The organism is Pectobacterium sp. CFBP8739, assembly GCF_013449375.1.
Classification (GTDB): domain Bacteria; phylum Pseudomonadota; class Gammaproteobacteria; order Enterobacterales; family Enterobacteriaceae; genus Pectobacterium.
Genome location: NZ_JACDRR010000005.1, coordinates 166,847 through 184,166, shown reverse-complemented (window position 1 = coordinate 184,166; position 17,320 = coordinate 166,847). Strand labels below are relative to the sequence as shown.

At 50.1% G+C, this 17,320-nt stretch carries 14 protein-coding genes and 1 pseudogene; 7 read left to right on the top strand and 8 right to left on the bottom strand.

Features of this window, described 5'->3' with window-relative positions; all coding sequences use genetic code 11:
• Nucleotides 1–67: 67 nt before the first annotated feature.
• A complete protein-coding gene (prs, locus tag H0247_RS01595) occupies nt 68–1,015 on the top strand; it encodes a ribose-phosphate diphosphokinase (RefSeq protein ID WP_010274915.1) in 948 nt (315 codons plus the stop codon).
• A 174-nt stretch (nt 1,016–1,189) separates the two neighbouring features.
• Here the strand turns inward: prs and ychH are convergent, their stop codons facing one another.
• Nucleotides 1,190–1,459 carry a stress-induced protein YchH gene (ychH, locus tag H0247_RS01590; RefSeq protein ID WP_180740946.1) on the bottom strand — a complete coding sequence of 90 codons (270 nt, stop codon included), beginning with the start codon at nt 1,457–1,459 and terminating at the stop codon, nt 1,190–1,192.
• 314 nt (nt 1,460–1,773) lie between these two features.
• On the opposite strand from ychH, the gene pth reads away from it, so the two are divergent.
• From pth to H0247_RS01575, 3 genes are all read left to right on the top strand, one after another.
• On the top strand, nt 1,774–2,361 hold the full coding sequence (pth, locus tag H0247_RS01585) for an aminoacyl-tRNA hydrolase (RefSeq protein ID WP_180740945.1): 588 nt from the start codon (nt 1,774–1,776) through the stop codon (nt 2,359–2,361).
• Between the two features lie 129 nt (nt 2,362–2,490).
• Entirely contained in the window at nt 2,491–3,582 is a 1,092-nt protein-coding gene (gene ychF, locus H0247_RS01580) for a redox-regulated ATPase YchF (protein ID WP_015840351.1), read from the top strand.
• A gap of 125 nt (nt 3,583–3,707) precedes the next feature.
• A complete protein-coding gene (locus tag H0247_RS01575; RefSeq protein ID WP_180741426.1) occupies nt 3,708–5,165 on the top strand; it encodes a TrkH family potassium uptake protein in 1,458 nt (485 codons plus the stop codon).
• A 140-nt stretch (nt 5,166–5,305) separates the two neighbouring features.
• Here H0247_RS01575 and H0247_RS01570 read toward each other — a convergent pair whose 3' ends face one another.
• Nucleotides 5,306–5,899 (bottom strand): hypothetical protein, encoded by a 594-nt coding sequence (locus H0247_RS01570; RefSeq protein ID WP_180740944.1) that lies wholly within the window; start codon nt 5,897–5,899, stop codon nt 5,306–5,308.
• A 497-nt stretch (nt 5,900–6,396) separates the two neighbouring features.
• Between H0247_RS01570 and H0247_RS01565 the strand changes: the two genes are divergently transcribed.
• Both H0247_RS01565 and H0247_RS19970 read left to right on the top strand, forming a co-directional pair.
• Nucleotides 6,397–7,290 carry an RNA ligase family protein gene (locus H0247_RS01565; protein WP_180740943.1) on the top strand — a complete coding sequence of 298 codons (894 nt, stop codon included), beginning with the start codon at nt 6,397–6,399 and terminating at the stop codon, nt 7,288–7,290.
• A pseudogene (locus H0247_RS19970) lies at nt 7,287–8,450 on the top strand (AAA family ATPase). The gene H0247_RS01565 and the pseudogene H0247_RS19970 overlap by 4 nt, the downstream one beginning before the upstream one ends.
• A 310-nt stretch (nt 8,451–8,760) precedes the next feature.
• Here H0247_RS19970 and H0247_RS01555 read toward each other — a convergent pair.
• The 6 genes from H0247_RS01555 to ascF form a co-directional block, all read right to left on the bottom strand.
• Nucleotides 8,761–10,524 (bottom strand): rhamnogalacturonan acetylesterase, encoded by a 1,764-nt coding sequence (locus tag H0247_RS01555; RefSeq protein WP_180740942.1) that lies wholly within the window; start codon nt 10,522–10,524, stop codon nt 8,761–8,763.
• A 512-nt stretch (nt 10,525–11,036) separates the two neighbouring features.
• Complete coding sequence (locus H0247_RS01550; protein WP_255433856.1) at nt 11,037–11,357, bottom strand: hypothetical protein; 321 nt, start codon at nt 11,355–11,357, stop codon at nt 11,037–11,039.
• A 16-nt stretch (nt 11,358–11,373) separates the two neighbouring features.
• A complete protein-coding gene (locus tag H0247_RS01545) occupies nt 11,374–11,760 on the bottom strand; it encodes a VOC family protein (protein WP_180741425.1) in 387 nt (128 codons plus the stop codon).
• Nucleotides 11,761–11,809: 49 nt separating this feature from the next.
• Nucleotides 11,810–12,610 (bottom strand): histidinol-phosphatase, encoded by an 801-nt coding sequence (gene hisN, locus H0247_RS01540; RefSeq protein WP_180740941.1) that lies wholly within the window; start codon nt 12,608–12,610, stop codon nt 11,810–11,812.
• 234 nt (nt 12,611–12,844) lie between these two features.
• Nucleotides 12,845–14,275 carry a 6-phospho-beta-glucosidase gene (locus H0247_RS01535; protein WP_180740940.1) on the bottom strand — a complete coding sequence of 477 codons (1,431 nt, stop codon included), beginning with the start codon at nt 14,273–14,275 and terminating at the stop codon, nt 12,845–12,847.
• Between the two features lie 30 nt (nt 14,276–14,305).
• Nucleotides 14,306–15,766, bottom strand: coding sequence for a PTS cellobiose/arbutin/salicin transporter subunit IIBC (gene ascF / locus H0247_RS01530; protein WP_180740939.1), 1,461 nt, complete (start codon nt 15,764–15,766; stop codon nt 14,306–14,308).
• Between the two features lie 369 nt (nt 15,767–16,135).
• On the opposite strand from ascF, the gene H0247_RS01525 reads away from it, so the two are divergent.
• Nucleotides 16,136–17,149 (top strand): LacI family DNA-binding transcriptional regulator, encoded by a 1,014-nt coding sequence (locus H0247_RS01525; RefSeq protein ID WP_180740938.1) that lies wholly within the window; start codon nt 16,136–16,138, stop codon nt 17,147–17,149.
• The last annotated feature ends 171 nt before the right edge of the window (nt 17,150–17,320 follow it).

Sequence of the window (17,320 nt, the reverse complement as noted above, 5' to 3'; positions counted from 1 at the left end):
TGTGCCTGTTGTTCTCCCTGCCTGGCAGGCGCAATATTTCTCTGGACGCAAGCCTGAGGTTCTTCTCGTGCCTGATATGAAGCTTTTTGCTGGTAACGCCATCCCGGAACTAGCACAACGTATTGCCAACCGTTTGTACACTAGCCTTGGCGACGCCGCTGTCGGTCGTTTTAGCGATGGCGAAGTCAGCGTGCAAATCAATGAAAATGTACGCGGTGGTGATATTTTCATCATCCAGTCCACCTGTGCACCCACCAATGACAACCTGATGGAACTGGTTGTGATGGTCGATGCTCTGCGTCGCGCTTCCGCGGGACGTATTACCGCTGTTATCCCCTACTTCGGCTATGCCCGCCAGGACCGTCGTGTGCGTTCCGCACGTGTGCCAATCACCGCGAAAGTCGTTGCTGACTTCCTGTCCAGCGTCGGTGTTGACCGTGTTCTGACCGTTGATCTGCACGCTGAGCAGATTCAGGGTTTCTTCGATGTTCCGGTAGATAACGTATTCGGTAGCCCGATCCTGCTGGAAGATATGCTGCAACAGAATCTGGAAAACCCGATTGTGGTTTCTCCTGATATCGGTGGCGTTGTGCGTGCTCGCGCCATCGCTAAACTGCTGAACGATACCGACATGGCGATCATCGACAAGCGCCGTCCACGTGCCAACGTTTCTCAGGTGATGCACATCATCGGTGACGTCGCTGGCCGTGACTGTGTACTGGTTGACGATATGATCGACACCGGCGGCACGCTGTGTAAAGCGGCGGAAGCGCTGAAAGAACGTGGTGCTAAACGCGTATTCGCTTATGCCACACACCCGATCTTCTCAGGCAATGCTTACGAGAACATCAAGAACTCTGTCATTGATGAAGTGATTGTCTGCGATACCATTCCGCTGGCGGAAAACATTCGTTCACTGCCGAATGTTCGTACGTTAACGCTGTCTGGGATGTTGGCCGAAGCAATTCGTCGTATCAGCAACGAAGAATCTATTTCTGCGATGTTTGAACATTAATCGCGGCTGACCGAGTAACCGCTCGCAAACGCTGATGAAGCCACCTGTAACAAGGTGGCTTTCTTATTTTCATCACTGTAAAAAACGCTATCGCTATAAAAAACAAAAAACCGCCATAGCGAAGCTACAGCGGCTCTTATGTTCAATTTTCATTAACGTCTATGGCGCTAACGATTATGGGTGACGTTGGCGGCGGCAACGCTTATCAAAGTGTTTAACCCACCAATAACGGTCTGCGACTTCCTCACGCCCGCTAATACGTGCTCCCACTAACCAAAGTATTGCACCAGAGAAAATACCGACCAGATCAACATACGTCATATATTCAGGGACATTCAGTTTAGGGAATTGGCTGGCGATGGAAAAGCCAATGCCGCCAATCATCAGAATCATACCGAGCCCCATCAACATGTTACCCAATACTGTCACGTTTTTACGTTTCATCTGCCACCTCCAGATTAATTCTGTGGATGAATCAGAGTGCCATTACCGCTGACTTTCTTATTATTGATGTAATTATAGACAATAATGTGCATGGATGATTGCGGGAAGGATCACAGATAAAAGGAATGATGAGTATTTTTTTACGTTGAAACAAATGAATAGACAAAAGTCCGAATAATCACATCACTGAATAAATAACATTATATTTACATTCCAACACTGAGATTTTGCTATCCAGCATACGGTGTGTAAACTAGCGCTTTCGTTTATCACGCTACCCTGCGTCAGTTTAAGCACGCAATCTGGAATATACCGTGAGCAGCATTAAATTAATTGTCGGCCTGGCGAATCCTGGCGCTGAATATGCCGCCACCCGCCATAATGCGGGCGCCTGGTTTGTCGATCGTCTAGCGAACGCTTACCGTCAGCCACTGAAAGAAGAAAGCAAATTTTTTGGTTACACGTCCCGTCTGAATCTGGCTGGGCAAGATGTACGCCTTCTGGTCCCAACCACGTTCATGAATTTGAGTGGCAAAGCCGTCGCGGCAATGGCCACCTTCTATCGCATCCAGCCTGATGAAATCCTGGTTGCCCACGATGAACTGGATTTATTACCGGGGATTGCCAAACTTAAACTGGGTGGCGGGCACGGCGGCCATAACGGGCTGAAAGACATCATCAGCAAATTGGGTAACAACCCAAACTTCCATCGCTTACGTATTGGTATCGGCCATCCGGGCGATAAAAACAAAGTGACAGGCTTTGTGCTGGGTAAACCGCCGACAAGCGAGCAGACGTTGATCGACGATGCCATTGACGAAGCCGTGCGCTGCACAGAAATTCTGATGAAAGAAGACATGATCAAGGCGATGAACCGCTTGCATGCCTTCAAACCGGCATAAACTGGTCAGAATGCGGATGGGAGATCGAGATAAATCGCCATTCCGTGTATAATCGGCCGAAATGTTTCCATTCTGACAGGCAAAACATAGTAATTGCCTGATTAATAAGTTATTTAAGGTGATATAAACATGGGATTCAAATGCGGTATCGTTGGGCTGCCTAACGTCGGTAAATCCACTCTGTTCAATGCGTTGACCAAAGCCGGCATCGAAGCGGCCAACTTCCCGTTTTGTACCATCGAGCCAAATACCGGCGTCGTGCCGATGCCCGATCCACGTCTGGACAAACTGGCCGAAATCGTTAAGCCGCAGCGTATCCTCCCTACCACCATGGAATTTGTTGATATCGCCGGTCTGGTAAAAGGCGCGTCCAAAGGTGAAGGCTTGGGTAACCAGTTCCTGACCAACATCCGAGAAACGGAAGCTATTGGTCACGTTGTCCGCTGCTTTGAAAACGACAACATCATCCATGTAAACAACAAAGTTGACCCAGCGGATGACATCGACGTGATCAACACCGAGTTGGCGTTGTCTGACCTCGATACCTGCGAACGCGCCATTCATCGCGTGCAGAAAAGAGCCAAGGGCGGCGATAAAGATGCGAAAGCTGAACTGGCCGCGCTGGAGAAATGCTTACCGCAGTTGGAAAACGCCGGGATGCTGCGCTCACTGGATTTAAGCGATGAAGATAAAGCAGCCATCAAATACCTGAGCTTCCTGACGCTGAAGCCAACCATGTACATCGCCAACGTCAACGAAGATGGTTTTGAAAATAACCCGTACCTCGATAAAGTGCGCGAAATCGCGGCCGCTGAAGGTTCAGTCGTTGTAGCCGTCTGCGCCGCAGTTGAGTCAGATATCGCGGAACTGGATGATGCTGACCGCGAAGAGTTTATGGCTGAGTTAGGTCTGGAAGAACCGGGTTTGAACCGCGTTATCCGCGCGGGCTATGAACTGCTGAACCTGCAAACCTACTTCACCGCTGGCGTGAAAGAAGTTCGCGCATGGACCATCCCTGTCGGCGCCACCGCCCCGCAGGCAGCGGGTAAAATTCACACCGACTTCGAGAAAGGCTTCATCCGTGCACAAACTATCGCCTATGAAGATTTCATCACCTACAAAGGTGAACAAGGCGCGAAAGAAGCGGGGAAAATGCGTTCAGAAGGCAAGGACTACATCGTAAAAGATGGCGACGTCATGAACTTCCTGTTCAACGTCTAATCGCTTCTGTTGTCTCATGGGATCATGACGTATCTTATGAAGATCATCAATCTACACAAAATCCACGCCGTTGCGTGGATTTTCGTTTTAAATTTGGGAGTTTTCATTTGAAAAATCATTATTCTATTAACTCATCCCAAATTCGCGTAGTAACACATATCTGTGGTTTTTTAGTTTTTCTATACAGTTTCTCCATGCTGCCACCGATGGTTATTGCGTTACTGAACAAAGAGAAGAGTTTCTTTGTTTTCCTCAGTACATTCATTACTTTTTTCTCTCTCGGCGGTATCGCTTGGATTCTGACCCGTCGAGCAGGAATACAACTACGGACCCGAGATGGGTTCATCATTATCGTTCTGTTTTGGATATTATTTTCTCTTATTAGCGCGATACCTATGTGGCAGGATGACGCTCTGGGATTGAGCTTTGCCGATGCATTATTTGAGGGTGTTTCTGGCATCACCACAACGGGGGCAACGGTTGTTGCTGATGTTCGTTCACTGCCACATGCCTATCTTTATTACCGCGCTCAACTGAATTTTATTGGTGGTTTAGGGGTTATTGTCCTTGCCGTTGCTGTACTTCCTTTATTAGGTATTGGTGGAGCAAAACTTTACCAGTCTGAGATGCCAGGGCCATTTAAAGAAGAGAAATTGACGCCTCGGCTGGCAGATACCTCACGCAGTCTTTGGTTAACCTATTTATTACTCGGATTAGCCTGCACGTTTTCTTACATGCTTGCAGGAATGCCGGCTTTTGACGCCTTATGTCATGGTTTATCGACTGTATCGCTAGGTGGTTTCTCGACCCAAACGGAAAGCATTGGTTTTTACAACAACCGTGCGATTGAATTCGTTGCGGGTTCATTTTCGTTACTTTCCGCATTTAACTTCACCCTGTGGTATATCGCCATCACCAAACGTACCTTGAAGCCCTTTCAGCGTAACGCCGAGCTGCGTTTTTTCCTGCTGGTAGCGAGTATTGTAATCCTCCTCACTACTTGGCAAGTTTGGCACGCGGGGATGTATGACATGTTTGATAGTTTCATCCATGCCTTTTTCCTTGCCAGTTCCATGATGACGGATAACGGTTTGGCGACAGCGGATTATGCAAACTGGCCCATTCACACCATTGTATTTTTGTTATTTATGAGTTTTTTTGGTGGCTGCGTTGGTTCAACATGTGGTGGAATTAAAACATTACGTTTTTTGATTTTGCTGAAGCAAAGTCGTCACGAATTACATCAACTGGCTCACCCACGCGCATTAATGAATATAAAAGTCGGTGGTAGTACGGTAAATGACCGTGTTATGCATTCCGTATGGAGTTTCTTCTTCCTTTATATGCTTTTCACCATCTTTTTCATCTGGATACTGAATATGATGGGGTACGATTTACTCACATCGTTCGCTACCGTCGCAGCATGTATTAACAATATGGGATTAGGGTTTGGTGAAACGGCCTCAACGTTCGGTACACTAAAAGATGAAGCTAAATATTTAATGTGTGCAGCGATGATAATGGGCCGTTTGGAGATTTACCCTATCCTAATTCTTTTTTCACGTTTCTTTTGGCGCGCATAACGGTCACATGCCCGAGTCAATCGGGCATGTCACTACACGCATCATACTTCATATTGTATGGGCATTGACGACACAATCACCAATGCGAATCGTCATCAACCATCCAACCATAATTTCGGCTGGCTTGCGAAATTCGCGCATTATTTTTTCAGCGCCAGCAGCGTTTTTCCCATCCCGATAACGAACTCATTCTGCTGTCCGATGATTTTATTCAGTTCAACGGTATCATTAACATTTTCTACCGTATTGATGGCTTGTACTTCCAATACACGCCCTTTGATCAATGTCGAACACAGCGAATGCAGGACTTTCTTGTTTAGGATCGTTTGTAGGCAGCGAAAAGGTGTTGCCTCATCAACATTTCCCGCACGCTGATCGGGTTTGATGCGCTGACGCAGCATCTCTTTCTCCGTACTGGCGATCACTGCGTCCAAATCAGCGGGCGTAGACGCAATCGGAATAGCTCCTTTGCTATTTGGCGGTAACATAAACAGTGAAACTAATGCCTTATTACCCGTAGTCGTATCGACATACTCGGCTTGCACCATATGGTTGGGAACATCAAGAACTTTGTTTCGCTGCACCATGTTGATTAGCTGGTTGGGTAATGCTGCGTTAAGATCTTGCGTGGTGTAGCCAGCAAACAAATCTGGATCTGTTGTCTCTGCGACACCATACAATGGCAGTGCCAGTAACAGGCCCACTATCCCTTTCTTTATTACACGGATTTTCATTATATTCCCCTGCTATTCATGGTATGCATTTTCCTATCCCACCATTCGCTATTCTTATCACGCTAACGTCGATAACCTCTGGCCTTTTTACCACGTTTACACGCGACAACGCATTCTACAACTACAGGAAAGCATAGCATTTTTTATACAAAAACTTGTTGTCGGAGGATTCCTTCGCTAGAATCGCGCCGTTTACTCACCCCTATGTGTCATTTGGAGCCCCAAAGTGCCCTGTACGTCAGCCTCCCACTAACCGCCGACGACTGCATTGAGCAGCCTCGATTCGGCGCAGTCTGCGCCAGCGTTGGCTGCGGTACGAATTCCCTTCTTTCCCCGCGATTGTGTGGAGAAAAGAACGAGTCTCCCGCGTCCTCCCCGCGACTCTGACCTCTGGAATGCCAGCGGCCAGCTATTGACTCGCGCCAGAACACGTTCGTCGGCCCTCTTTTTTACCGTAGATGGGCCTGGCTGCGCCAATAACGCAGCAGGCGAAAAATATGAATTTAGATTCAATACCGTTATTAAAATATCCGCGAACCCCTCATCTGGAAGGTTCGCGTTTACAGTCCGGCGATGATGGGTCGGACCAAATTGCACTGAAAGCGCTGGCAGGCCGTTACGTCGTGATCGAAGAAAAGATCGACGGCGCGAACAGCGGCGTGTCCTTCAATGAAACGGCGGAACTTCTGCTCCAGTCGCGCGGCCATTATCTGGTTGGCGGTTCACGGGAACGGCAGTTCAACCAGTTCAAGATCTGGGCCACCGCGCACGAAATGCGTTTTCTTGAGCTACTGGAAGACCGTTTCGTGATGTACGGCGAATGGGCGTACAGCAAGCATTCCGTGTTTTATGATCGGCTGCCGCATTACTTTCACGAATTTGATCTTTACGATCGTCGTGACGGCATTTTTTTATCGACGGCGCGCCGACACGCGATGCTTGCTGGTTCGCCCGTGTTGTCCGTTCCGGTACTTTACGCCGGAGAAATGCCAACAAATCCGGCGTTGCTGTGGAAGCTGGTGTTCCGCTCGTTGGCGAAAAGCCCGAGCTGGAAGACTGCGTTCGAATCCACAGTGCAACGTGAAGGCTTGCCGCTCGCGCTATGCTGGCAGCAAACCGATAGATCGGACCGTTCGGAAGGCCTGTATCTGAAGGTGGAAGATGATGAACAGGTACTGGCGCGCTACAAGCTGGTACGCCATGACTTCATCCAAACCATTCTGGACAGCGGCTCACATCATTCCCGACGTCCGATTTTGCCGAACCAACTGGCTGAGGGCGTTGATCTGTACGCACCCTGTCCAACCGTATCTTGGGAAATGCTGGGGCTGAATACATTGCGTTCTTTAGACGCGCTCGCCGCCGCCATGCCCGATAAGTCAGGAGTATGATTATCATGGATTGGAATATCATTAGGGGATTGGTCCCCCCCTCTGGCGCACAGCCAGATTTTGCTGATTGTCTGGACGCGTTTCCGGTGCTTCAACGCGCTAAGGAGACGCCGCAGGAGCCGCGTTACCACGGCGAAGGCGATGTCTGGACACACACCATTATGGTTATTGAGTCGCTCTTGCAGCTTCCCGATTACCAGACTGCCACACGCGAGCAGCAGGAGATTTTGTTTTTCGCCGCGTTGCTACATGACGTTGCAAAATACCGCACGACGGTGATTGACCCGGTAACCGGTCAGATTGGCCAGCCAGGGCATTCTCGCAAAGGCGCCATCGACGCTCGTGTGCTGCTGTGGGATGCCGGCGTTCCGTTTGCGATTCGGGAAGCGATTTGCCGCTTAATTGCGGTGCATCAGGTGCCGTTTTACTGCCTAGAGGATGAGCGGCGTCGGGTGTCGCCGATCTTTACGATTCGCGAATTATCGTGGCAGTTAAGCATCCCTCTGCTGGCAACGCTGGCTGAAGCCGATATGCGTGGGCGCATCTGTTAGGATCAAGCACGCGTGCTCGACAGTATTGAGCTGTTTCGCGAGCTGGCACGGGAAGAAGGCTGTTACGGCCAGCCGAGAGCATTTGTCGATGCCCATACGCGCTTGAGCTATTTTCGCGGTGCCGATGTGCATCCAGATTATCCACTGTTTCAGGAGCCGGGTTCGAAAGTCACCGTCATGTGCGGCTTACCCGCTTCGGGAAAAGACACCTGGGTGCGAACGCATCGGCCTAATTTACCCGTGGTTTCTTTCGACGATGCGCGAACCGAGTTGGGGCTGAAACACGGTGAAAACGAAGGGAAAGCGGTGCACTGGGCGACCGATAAAGCACGTTCACTGCTGCGAACGCACGAACCGTTCGTGTGGAATGCCACGCACCTGAGCCAGCAAATGCGCACCCGCACGTTGGATCTGTGCTACGCCTACGGCGCAGACGTGGAGATTATTTATCTGGAGCGCCCACGCCAAGAATTACTGCGCCGCAACAGCAAACGGGACACCACATTGAGCAACAAAACGCTGCAAGGTATGCTGACAAAATGGGAGCTTCCATCGCCGACAGAAGCGCATGCGGTGAGCTATGAAAGCCAAGCAATTAATCTAAGGTGAGAAAAATGGCACGTGGTTCAGAAAGTAATAACATCGTCTCGCCGTTACTTTCACTGAACGATATCACATGTCTTTTACAGCCCGTGGCACAGCGTATTTCGTTTTTATGGAAAGCGAGAAACAATGGGACGTTCACGGTGATGGTTATCAGACGCTTCCAGAACGCTTATAAGGAACAATACCTAAACTCCCCCCAGCTTAGCTGGAAGTCTCTAGACACCATGAAGAAAGCCCGCGAAATATGCGGGCTTTAGACGTTGTCATCGATCTGAAAGATTGCCGCATGGCTACGATCTTTTCATCACGTTTTTTACTTAGAGACTTTACCTGCCACCTTCACGCCATACAACGCGAGGGATTTACCCGCTGTGCCCGCAGTGTTCCACGGGTAGATCCGGATAGACAAGGATTTGCCTGACGGGACCTGGATAGCAAGGTTGTCATACTCGACGTATGTCATCACATCTTTCGCTGAAGACAAGGGTTTGCTCCCATTAAGGCGCGTCCACTTGATGTTATCGGTCGAATACTCCATATCGGCTTGCACTGTCGAACCGCCGCTTGTCGCGTAATACATCGATATTTTGTTCGCGTTCAACGAGCCTGTCGGTGTTGCCATGAATTGCAGATATTTTGTATTGTCACGCGATGTCCAGGTATCCACGACATAGCGAACTACGCTCGTATCTTGACCATCGACTGCCATCACCTTGGCCGCTGTGGTCGTTAGATTGCTTACGGTGGCATCCGTTGCCGTCAGTATTCCATCTGTGGCAGGTGCTAGGGATGAACCCGAGCTAAACCAGGACGCGTAAGAATCAAGACCTGCTCCCGCTGGTACTCCCTTGCCCGATACGGCTAGAGAACCGATGGTAGACGACCCAAGAGTAAACGAAATTACCTTGTTGTAATCTACAGCATCGGACGGTTTGAAACGGACATACACGGTTTTTGTAACAGAACCATTCGTGTATGGAATGTTGAGTGACGATCCCCACGCCGTTTGATCGAACGACAGTTCAAAATTCTTAGAAGGAGACTGAACCGTCACCGTGCCCACATCAGGGTTCAGATCGAAGGCGGAAACCGTCATCTCCTTCGTCGTCGCAACCCCAGTGTAGCGCGTACCCCATGCAAGAGGGTTCGGGCTAGCGATCAGCGAAGTAACAGACACCATGTAATTCTTCAAGATTCCCAACCTAGACATTCCCTCGACGGCGCGCTTGGCAATCAAATTGGCGAACAGAATTTGTGGGTGTGTACTATCCGCCGCAATATATAAATTTGCCTTGGCTGCCGCATCACCGTAAGCCTCTACGATAGTTTTGGTTTCCGTCGTGAGGTCGACGATCGGCACATTGTATTTGGCAGCAACCTTTTTCATCGCTGCTGGGTAATTGCCACGTTCATAGATCTCACCATTCTTGACACCCACATTGTGGAGGCCTTCTGGCTTGATCGTCGTGCCTGCAAAATATTTGCGTACAATCGGCGTCATCAGAATAGGGTATGCACCTTTCGCTTTAACCGCAGTGATATACCTTTTCAAGTATTGGTAGTACGAGTGCTCTGATTTATCTACTGTCGGATCAATCGCATCCGGCGAGCCTGAACACTTCTCACCATCGGTTGTTCCATCGCTACAATATGCATAAGTACCGTATGCGGCATAGCTAGCGTCCGTTTTTTGGTCATTGTGCCCAAACTGTATAATGACATAATCACCAGCCTGAATTTGAGGCAAGATCTCTGGCCAACGCGTGGCTTCATAAAAGAAACTGCGCGAACTACGTCCGCCAAGCGCCCAATTTTTAACAGTGACGTTTGAATTGAAGAATTGGGGCATCGCTTCACCCCATCCCATTTGCGGTCTACGGGCATCCGTATAGTGTGTCATTGTTGAGTCACCAAGCATGTGGATCGTGACAGCTTTTTGATTACTTGGCTTAGTGGCGCTCACGTTAGATTGCGAATTGGAGTAACTCACTGTCGAGGAGTCTCCATTACCGCCTGCTGCGTAGGCATTAACGAAAACACTCAGTGCTAATGCTCCAAATAAAGTAGGATACTTCATGTAATATTCTCTCCATTTTAATGGTATTGTCATCAATGACCACACTGTCTACCGATATTAATACGTTGCCAAAAACATTATGCTGATTTACTGGAGGTCATTCACCAGTATATTCGTGCGGTCAGAGTGCGCCGTAGTATTTCACGATATAACTTATTGTTTTGTGGTGAACATCACTAAAAATAGATATTTCATATTATTTTAGAAGCATTTCATTTGGCTACTATTAAATACTTTGTAGTTTACGGCATTCATCATGCTGTCGCTTGCGTGTGTAATGACTATCTTTGGTAGAATTGGAATATGAGTTGGTAAATTGACTAATAATCACCGCAATCATTTCCGTATTCCAATGATTGAGATAGTATTCTCGTCTCGAACGCGGTGCACGAAAGCGATAGTTTTATTTCTAAAAGCAAGTATTATAAAGACCTGAATAATAAAAATGATTTTTATTATTCAGCAGTAAATATAAGAATTGACTTCATGATTAATAAAATAAAGTGACTACTTTATTCTACATTATCGTCCTCGAAACGCACGGGGACGATAAATCCCCCTGCGGCCTGAGAAACCTGACATTGCCGTTCTTCAAGCACATCAATGCAGAGTAACGCCGTTTGTGGGCCGTCGTGTTCTGCCGTGGAGAGCCACTCTTGCACTGCCAGATAACGCGAATCCGGCGACCACAGTATGTCCTTGCCGAAAACGCGATCTTCCAGGGCTTTCCCGTCGATGGATAACGAAAAATAAGGCGGACCAAACCGAATTTCACCAGCGCAAATCAGCATCGCGGTATGTTGTCGATCGAATGAAGGCAATTTGTGCAGCACAGAAAAGGGTCCCAAATCAGTCTGAGGTTATCTCAATCAGATTACCATCTGGGTCGCTGACGATCGCCTCATAAAAACCGTCTCCCGTCATCCGAGCTTGAGCAACTAAAATACCGCGTTCCGCCGCTTTGCTGGCTAATGCCTCGACATCCGCCTTGCTCCCGACCGAAATCGCGACGTGCGCCCAGCCGCAGCCTTCTTTATTGGTTAACGCTTCTGCCAGCACCGGCAGCGTCATTAGTTCAATAGAGGCACCTTCGCTCAGTTGAACGAAATGCGATTCAAAACCAGGGCGATTCCGGCTCACATACTTTTCCCCCACCTGCGCGGCGAAGAACTCTTGCCAAAATGCCGCCTGCGCGGCCAAGTCGGCCGTCCATAGCGCAACGTGTGCCACTTTCATCATGATTCCTTCTCAGCCATTGTCTTTTGCTGGTGATACAAACCAGCAGCTATGATCGTGTTCCGTTCAGAATGGCTAACACCTGTTGGTGCAGCTCTGGATTACCGGTCGCGACAACCGTGCCACCCGCTTCCGCTCGTTGTCCGTTGAGATCGGTAATGATGCCGCCCGCCTGCTCAATAATCGGGATCAGCGCAACAATGTCGTAGGGCTGCAATGCAAATTCCACGCAAATATCAATCTGGCCTTCTGCCAACATCGCTATCGCGTAACACTCGCCGCCGTAGCGTGTCATGAGCGTGCTTTCTGCCAGATCTGCGAAACGAACCGCAGGGTGCATAGCCAGCGCTTCCGGCGAGGTAGTGTGAAGAATGGCCTGTTCAATCGACACGACTTTGCGCGTGTTTAAACGGGTTTCCCCACGCCAATCGCTGCGCCACGCTTGTGAACCATCGGCCCAGAAGCGTTCCCCAGTAAACGGCTGACTCATCATTCCCATCACGGCACGTTCATGGTGCAGCAGGCCGATGAGCGTTCCCCACACGGGTAAGCCACACAAGAAAGGTCGGGTGCCATCGACCGGATCCAAAACCCAACGCACCGGGCCTTCCCCGCTCAGGCCAAATTCTTCGCCCATGATCGCGTGATCGGGGTAATAGCGTGTGATGTGCTCACGAATGACCCGCTCAGCCTCTCGGTCGGCTTCCGTGACCGGATCAAAGCGAAAGCCTTCTTTCGGCTTCGTCTCAATGTGGTTTGCGGTAAGGGAACGAAAACGCGGTAGCGTCTCCTGGCTGGCCAGCGTGGCGAGTTCATGAAAAAAGGCAATATCGGGAAGTAACTGGCTCATGGTGTTTTACCTTCCTATCGCATGGGTATAACGGTGCCGGTAGGCATTGAAGAGGATTAATGATGATGCTCATTAATGCTCGATTATGGGTTTTTATACGTAACTACATCGCTCGATTATGCACAAAGACATCGACAACCACAATTCACATTCTTATGGTCTGGATAAAAAAATAGCCCCCAGACGTCTCCGTCAGGGGGCTAGAATAGGCATCGCTGGGCGATCTTATTGCCTTTAACTCAGGTCGGCACCGTTGCTGGCAATCACCTTCTTATACCAGTAGAACGATTTCTTTTTCTTTCTGGCTAATGTGCCTTCGCCTTGGTCGTCGCGATCGACATAGATGAAACCATAGCGTTTGCTCATCTCACCGGTGGAGGCGGAGACCAGATCAATGCAGCCCCATGAGGTATAACCGATGACCGGAATACCATCGCCAATCGCGTCTGCCATCGCGCTGATGTGCTCACGCAGGTAGCTGATGCGATAGTCATCATCAATCTCGCCCTGTGCGTTAATCTCGTCCTTCGCGCCCAGTCCGTTCTCGACCAAAAACAGCGGTTTCTGATAGCGGTCATACATCATGTTCATCGTGATACGCAGGCCCAGCGGGTCGATTCCCCAGCCCCACTCACTCGCCTTGATATGCGGGTTCTTTAACGACTTCACGATGTTCGCCGCACTGCTGTTGTGCTCGTTCATATCCGCCGACGCACAGCGGGAGGCGTAATAGCTGAAGGACACAAAATCTACCGTGTTCTTGAGAATCTCATCATCGCCCGGCTCGGACGCAATCGTGATGCCCTTCTCTTTAAACAACCGGCCGGTATACGCCGGATAGGTGCCGCGCGCCTGCACGTCGATAAAGAATAGGTTCTCACGATCTTTATTCAGCGCCGCCCAAACGTCTTCCGGTTTGCACGACCACGGATAGAAATTACCGCCAGCCAGCATACAGCCGACCTGATTTTCTGGGTTAACGTCATGCGCAATCTTCGTCGCCAGCGCGCTCGCCACCAGTTCATGGTGCGCGGCCTGATATTTCACCTGTTCCTGATTTTCACCATCGGCAAACACTAGCCCTGCGCCAGAAAACGGGCTATGCAGCAAGATATTGATTTCATTGAACGTCAACCAATATTTCACTAACCCGTCAAAGGCTTCAAAACAGGTGCGGGCGTAACGCGCAAAGAACTCCACCATTTTCCGGTTACGCCATGAGCCGTATTCGGTGACCAGATGCATCGGCACATCGAAATGGCACAGCGTTACCAGCGGCTCGATGTTGTATTTCTTGCATTCGGCAAACATATCGCGATAAAAGGCGATGCCGTCTGCGTTGGGCGTCAGCTCATCGCCGTTCGGGTAGAGTCGACTCCAGGCGATAGAGGTACGGAACACTGTGAACCCCATTTCCGCCATCAGCGCGATATCTTCTTTATAGCGATGATAGAAATCGATCGCCTGATGGCTGGGGTAAAACTCATCCTCGCGCAGCGCGAAACGCGGTTCTTGCCCCAGTTTCACCGGCAGACGATTCACGCCGTGGGGAATCATATCTACCGTCGTCAGCCCTTTACCGCCTTCAAGGTACGCGCCTTCTGCCTGATTGGCCGCAATCGCGCCCCCCCATAAGAATCCATCGGGAAATGTTGATGCAGACATACGCTCTTCTCCTTCGTATTAGTGCTTCACTTAATTCGTATTCGTTGCGTGCTGCGGTGCGGAAACCGCATCACCCTGTACGTGTTTCTCTTCCGGTTTTTCTTCTACCGGAATGTCTTCAAAGCCCAGCAGCAAGGTGACAAAGAAGGAAATCACGACAGACAAAATCATGACGCCGAATACCCAGGCAATGCTCATTGGGTTGGCAGGATCGAAGAACTGTACGCTGGTAAACAGCCCCGGCGACGCCATTGAATGGCTGGCCAGCCCGCCGATACCGGCAACGGCGCCACAGATAAAGCCGGTAATTAAACAGGCAATCAGTGGACGCTTCAGGCGCAAAGCCACGCCGTACAGCGCAGGTTCAGAGATCCCGGCAACAATCGCCGATGCCGCCGCTGCCAGCGCGGTCTGACGCAGTTCCGGGTTTTTGGTGCGCCAGGCAACTGCGAGTGAAGACCCACCCAGCGACAGGTTTGCGCCGATTTCAGACGGCATCACCATGCCTTCTTTACCCGTCTCGGCGATGGTTTGAATGATAGTCGGGGTAAACACGCGGTGCATACCGGTCATTACCAGCAGCGGCCAAATAGCGCCCATAATGGCAACAGACAACCAGCCAAGATAGCTATGTACGGTGTACACGACCGCAGAAATACCGCTACCGATCCAGATCCCAATCGGGCCAATGAGCATGATGGCTATCGGAGAGGCAATCAGCACAATTAACATCGGCTTCAGGAAGTTTTTGGTCACCGCTGGCGTAATGCGATCTACCCATTTTTCAATGTAAGACAGAATCCAGGTCATACACAGCGCCGGAATCACGGTGTAGGTGTATTTCACTGCCGTGACGGACAACCCCATAAACACCACCTGCTGCCCTTGCGCCGCTTTTGCCATCAGATCGATAAACGTCGGATGAACCAGCACCCCAGCGATAGCAATCGCCAGAGACATGTTGGTTTTGAATTTTATCGCCGCAGACGCTGCCACCATGATCGGCAGGAAGAAGAACGCACCGTCGCCAATCACGTTCAGAATCGTTATCGTCGACGCGCCCTTCTCAAACAACCCGGTCATATCGAGGATCATGGCAAGCAGTTTCACCATCGAGCCGCCGATAATCGCTGGAATGAGCGGTGACATCGTGCCAATCAGCGCATCCAGAATGCCCGCGCCGATGCGTCGCAGCGTAATTTTATTGTTCACCGGCACGGCTTTTTCAGCATCCGCACCTTCTGGCAGAAGTTTCACCACCTCGGCGTACGCCTGAGAAACGGTGTTGCCGATGATGACCTGGCACTGGTTATCATTTTTCACGACGCCCAACACGCCGCTTATCGCCTTCAATTCGGCCACATTCGCCGCATCATTATCTTTCAGCACAAAGCGCAGACGGGTCATACAGTGCGTCACGGCGGCGATGTTATCAGCCCCACCGATGGCATCAACGATCGAACGGGATACAGCCGCATAATTCTTTGACATGGATAGACAATCTCTCGTAATTGCGCGCGCTACACCCAATTCAACACACCGTTCAACACGTCCAAAACGGGAATATCACTTGATGCGCGCACATCTATTATTCAATTTCATACAGTTATGAAAGTATTCATGCCGGTATCCCTGCTCCATGCCACGTGATGAAACGCCGATGGGTAACCGGTTCCACATGATAGTGTTTATATATGAATGCAATTTCAATAATTTTGTTATGAATATTTTTCTTATGTGATCGAGATCGTCATGAATGGCGTATTACTCCCCTCGATCGCTTTGGTTCTGCACTCATCACCCTGCTACCGGCCTAAAGTGTGTAAAATGACGGGAGTATTCAACGTCTCAGGATGTCCCATGTCGACAATGCAGGAAGTGGCGAAGAAAGCAGGCGTATCAAAAGCGACGGTGTCGCGCGTGCTATCGGGCAAAGGCTATACCAGTGAAGAAACCAAAGCGCTGGTCTATCAGGCCATTGAGGAGACGGGATATCGGCCAAACTTACTGGCGCGGAATCTGGCGACCAGCAAATCCGCCTGTATTGGTTTGGTGGTAACCAACACGCTCTATAACGGCAGCTATTTTAACGAGCTGCTGTCACAGGCCGCCAAGAAACTGGAAGACAACGGGCGCCAGCTAATTCTGGTCGATGGCAAACACAGCGCCGATGAAGAGCGTGCCGCAATTCAATTCCTGCTGGGGTTACGCTGTGATGCGATCATCATCTATCCCCGTTTTCTCACCGTGGATGAAATGGACGACATCATCGAGAAGCACAAACAGCCGATCATGGTGGTTAACCGTAAACTGCGGAAACACCAGAGCCACTGTATCTGTTGCGATCACAAGGGTTCCAGCTATAACGCGACGCAACATCTGATTGCGCGTGGCCACAGAGATATCGCGTTTATCACCGGTTCGCTGGATTCGCCGACCGCTATCGAACGCCTTTCCGGCTATAAAGACGCCCTGACGGCGGCCAATATCGCGGTACGGGATGAATTGATTGTGAAAGGAAAATGGACGCCGCGCAGCGGGTCGCTTGCCATTACCACCCTGCGCGATAACCGGGTATCATTCAGTGCCGTTCTCGCCAGCAATGACGATATGGCGATTGGCGCGATAAAAGCGCTGGATGAGGCAGGCGTTGCCGTCCCACATGACGTTTCTGTCGTCGGGTTCGACGATATTCCCACCGCCCCGTTTTTGAAGCCGTCACTCTCCAGCGTCAAAGATCCGGTGAGCGATATGATCAACGAAGTGATTAACCGCCTGATCGCGATGCTGGATGGCGGCTATTTCTCGAAAGACAATCTGTTCGTGTCGGAATTGCAGGTCAGAGATTCTATTCAGAACGGGCCGTACTTGTAACCAACCCGTCAGAATCCGCTACGGGGTCGTTTCAGACCCCGTTTTTCACGGCAACAAAAACGGACCACCCGTAGATTGCAGATAACTACATTAGCTTAGACTTGAACTGACTGTTTTCGCGGGCAGAACAGAATCAAATCTGACAGGCTGCATTGAGCGAGGTGCGGACAT

What these genes read in the sequence shown, in the direction of transcription:
- ychH (WP_180740946.1), bottom strand. Translation starts at nt 1,459, where the DNA reads ATGAAACGTAAAAACGTGACAGTATTGGGTAACATGTTGATGGGGCTC.
- ychF (WP_015840351.1), top strand. Translation starts at nt 2,491, where the DNA reads ATGGGATTCAAATGCGGTATCGTTGGGCTGCCTAACGTCGGTAAATCC.
- H0247_RS01570 (WP_180740944.1), bottom strand. Translation starts at nt 5,899, where the DNA reads ATGAAAATCCGTGTAATAAAGAAAGGGATAGTGGGCCTGTTACTGGCA.
- H0247_RS01565 (WP_180740943.1), top strand. Translation starts at nt 6,397, where the DNA reads ATGAATTTAGATTCAATACCGTTATTAAAATATCCGCGAACCCCTCAT.
- H0247_RS01555 (WP_180740942.1), bottom strand. Translation starts at nt 10,524, where the DNA reads ATGAAGTATCCTACTTTATTTGGAGCATTAGCACTGAGTGTTTTCGTT.
- H0247_RS01545 (WP_180741425.1), bottom strand. Translation starts at nt 11,760, where the DNA reads ATGAAAGTGGCACACGTTGCGCTATGGACGGCCGACTTGGCCGCGCAG.
- hisN (WP_180740941.1), bottom strand. Translation starts at nt 12,610, where the DNA reads ATGAGCCAGTTACTTCCCGATATTGCCTTTTTTCATGAACTCGCCACG.
- H0247_RS01535 (WP_180740940.1), bottom strand. Translation starts at nt 14,275, where the DNA reads ATGTCTGCATCAACATTTCCCGATGGATTCTTATGGGGGGGCGCGATT.
- ascF (WP_180740939.1), bottom strand. Translation starts at nt 15,766, where the DNA reads ATGTCAAAGAATTATGCGGCTGTATCCCGTTCGATCGTTGATGCCATC.
- H0247_RS01525 (WP_180740938.1), top strand. Translation starts at nt 16,136, where the DNA reads ATGTCGACAATGCAGGAAGTGGCGAAGAAAGCAGGCGTATCAAAAGCG.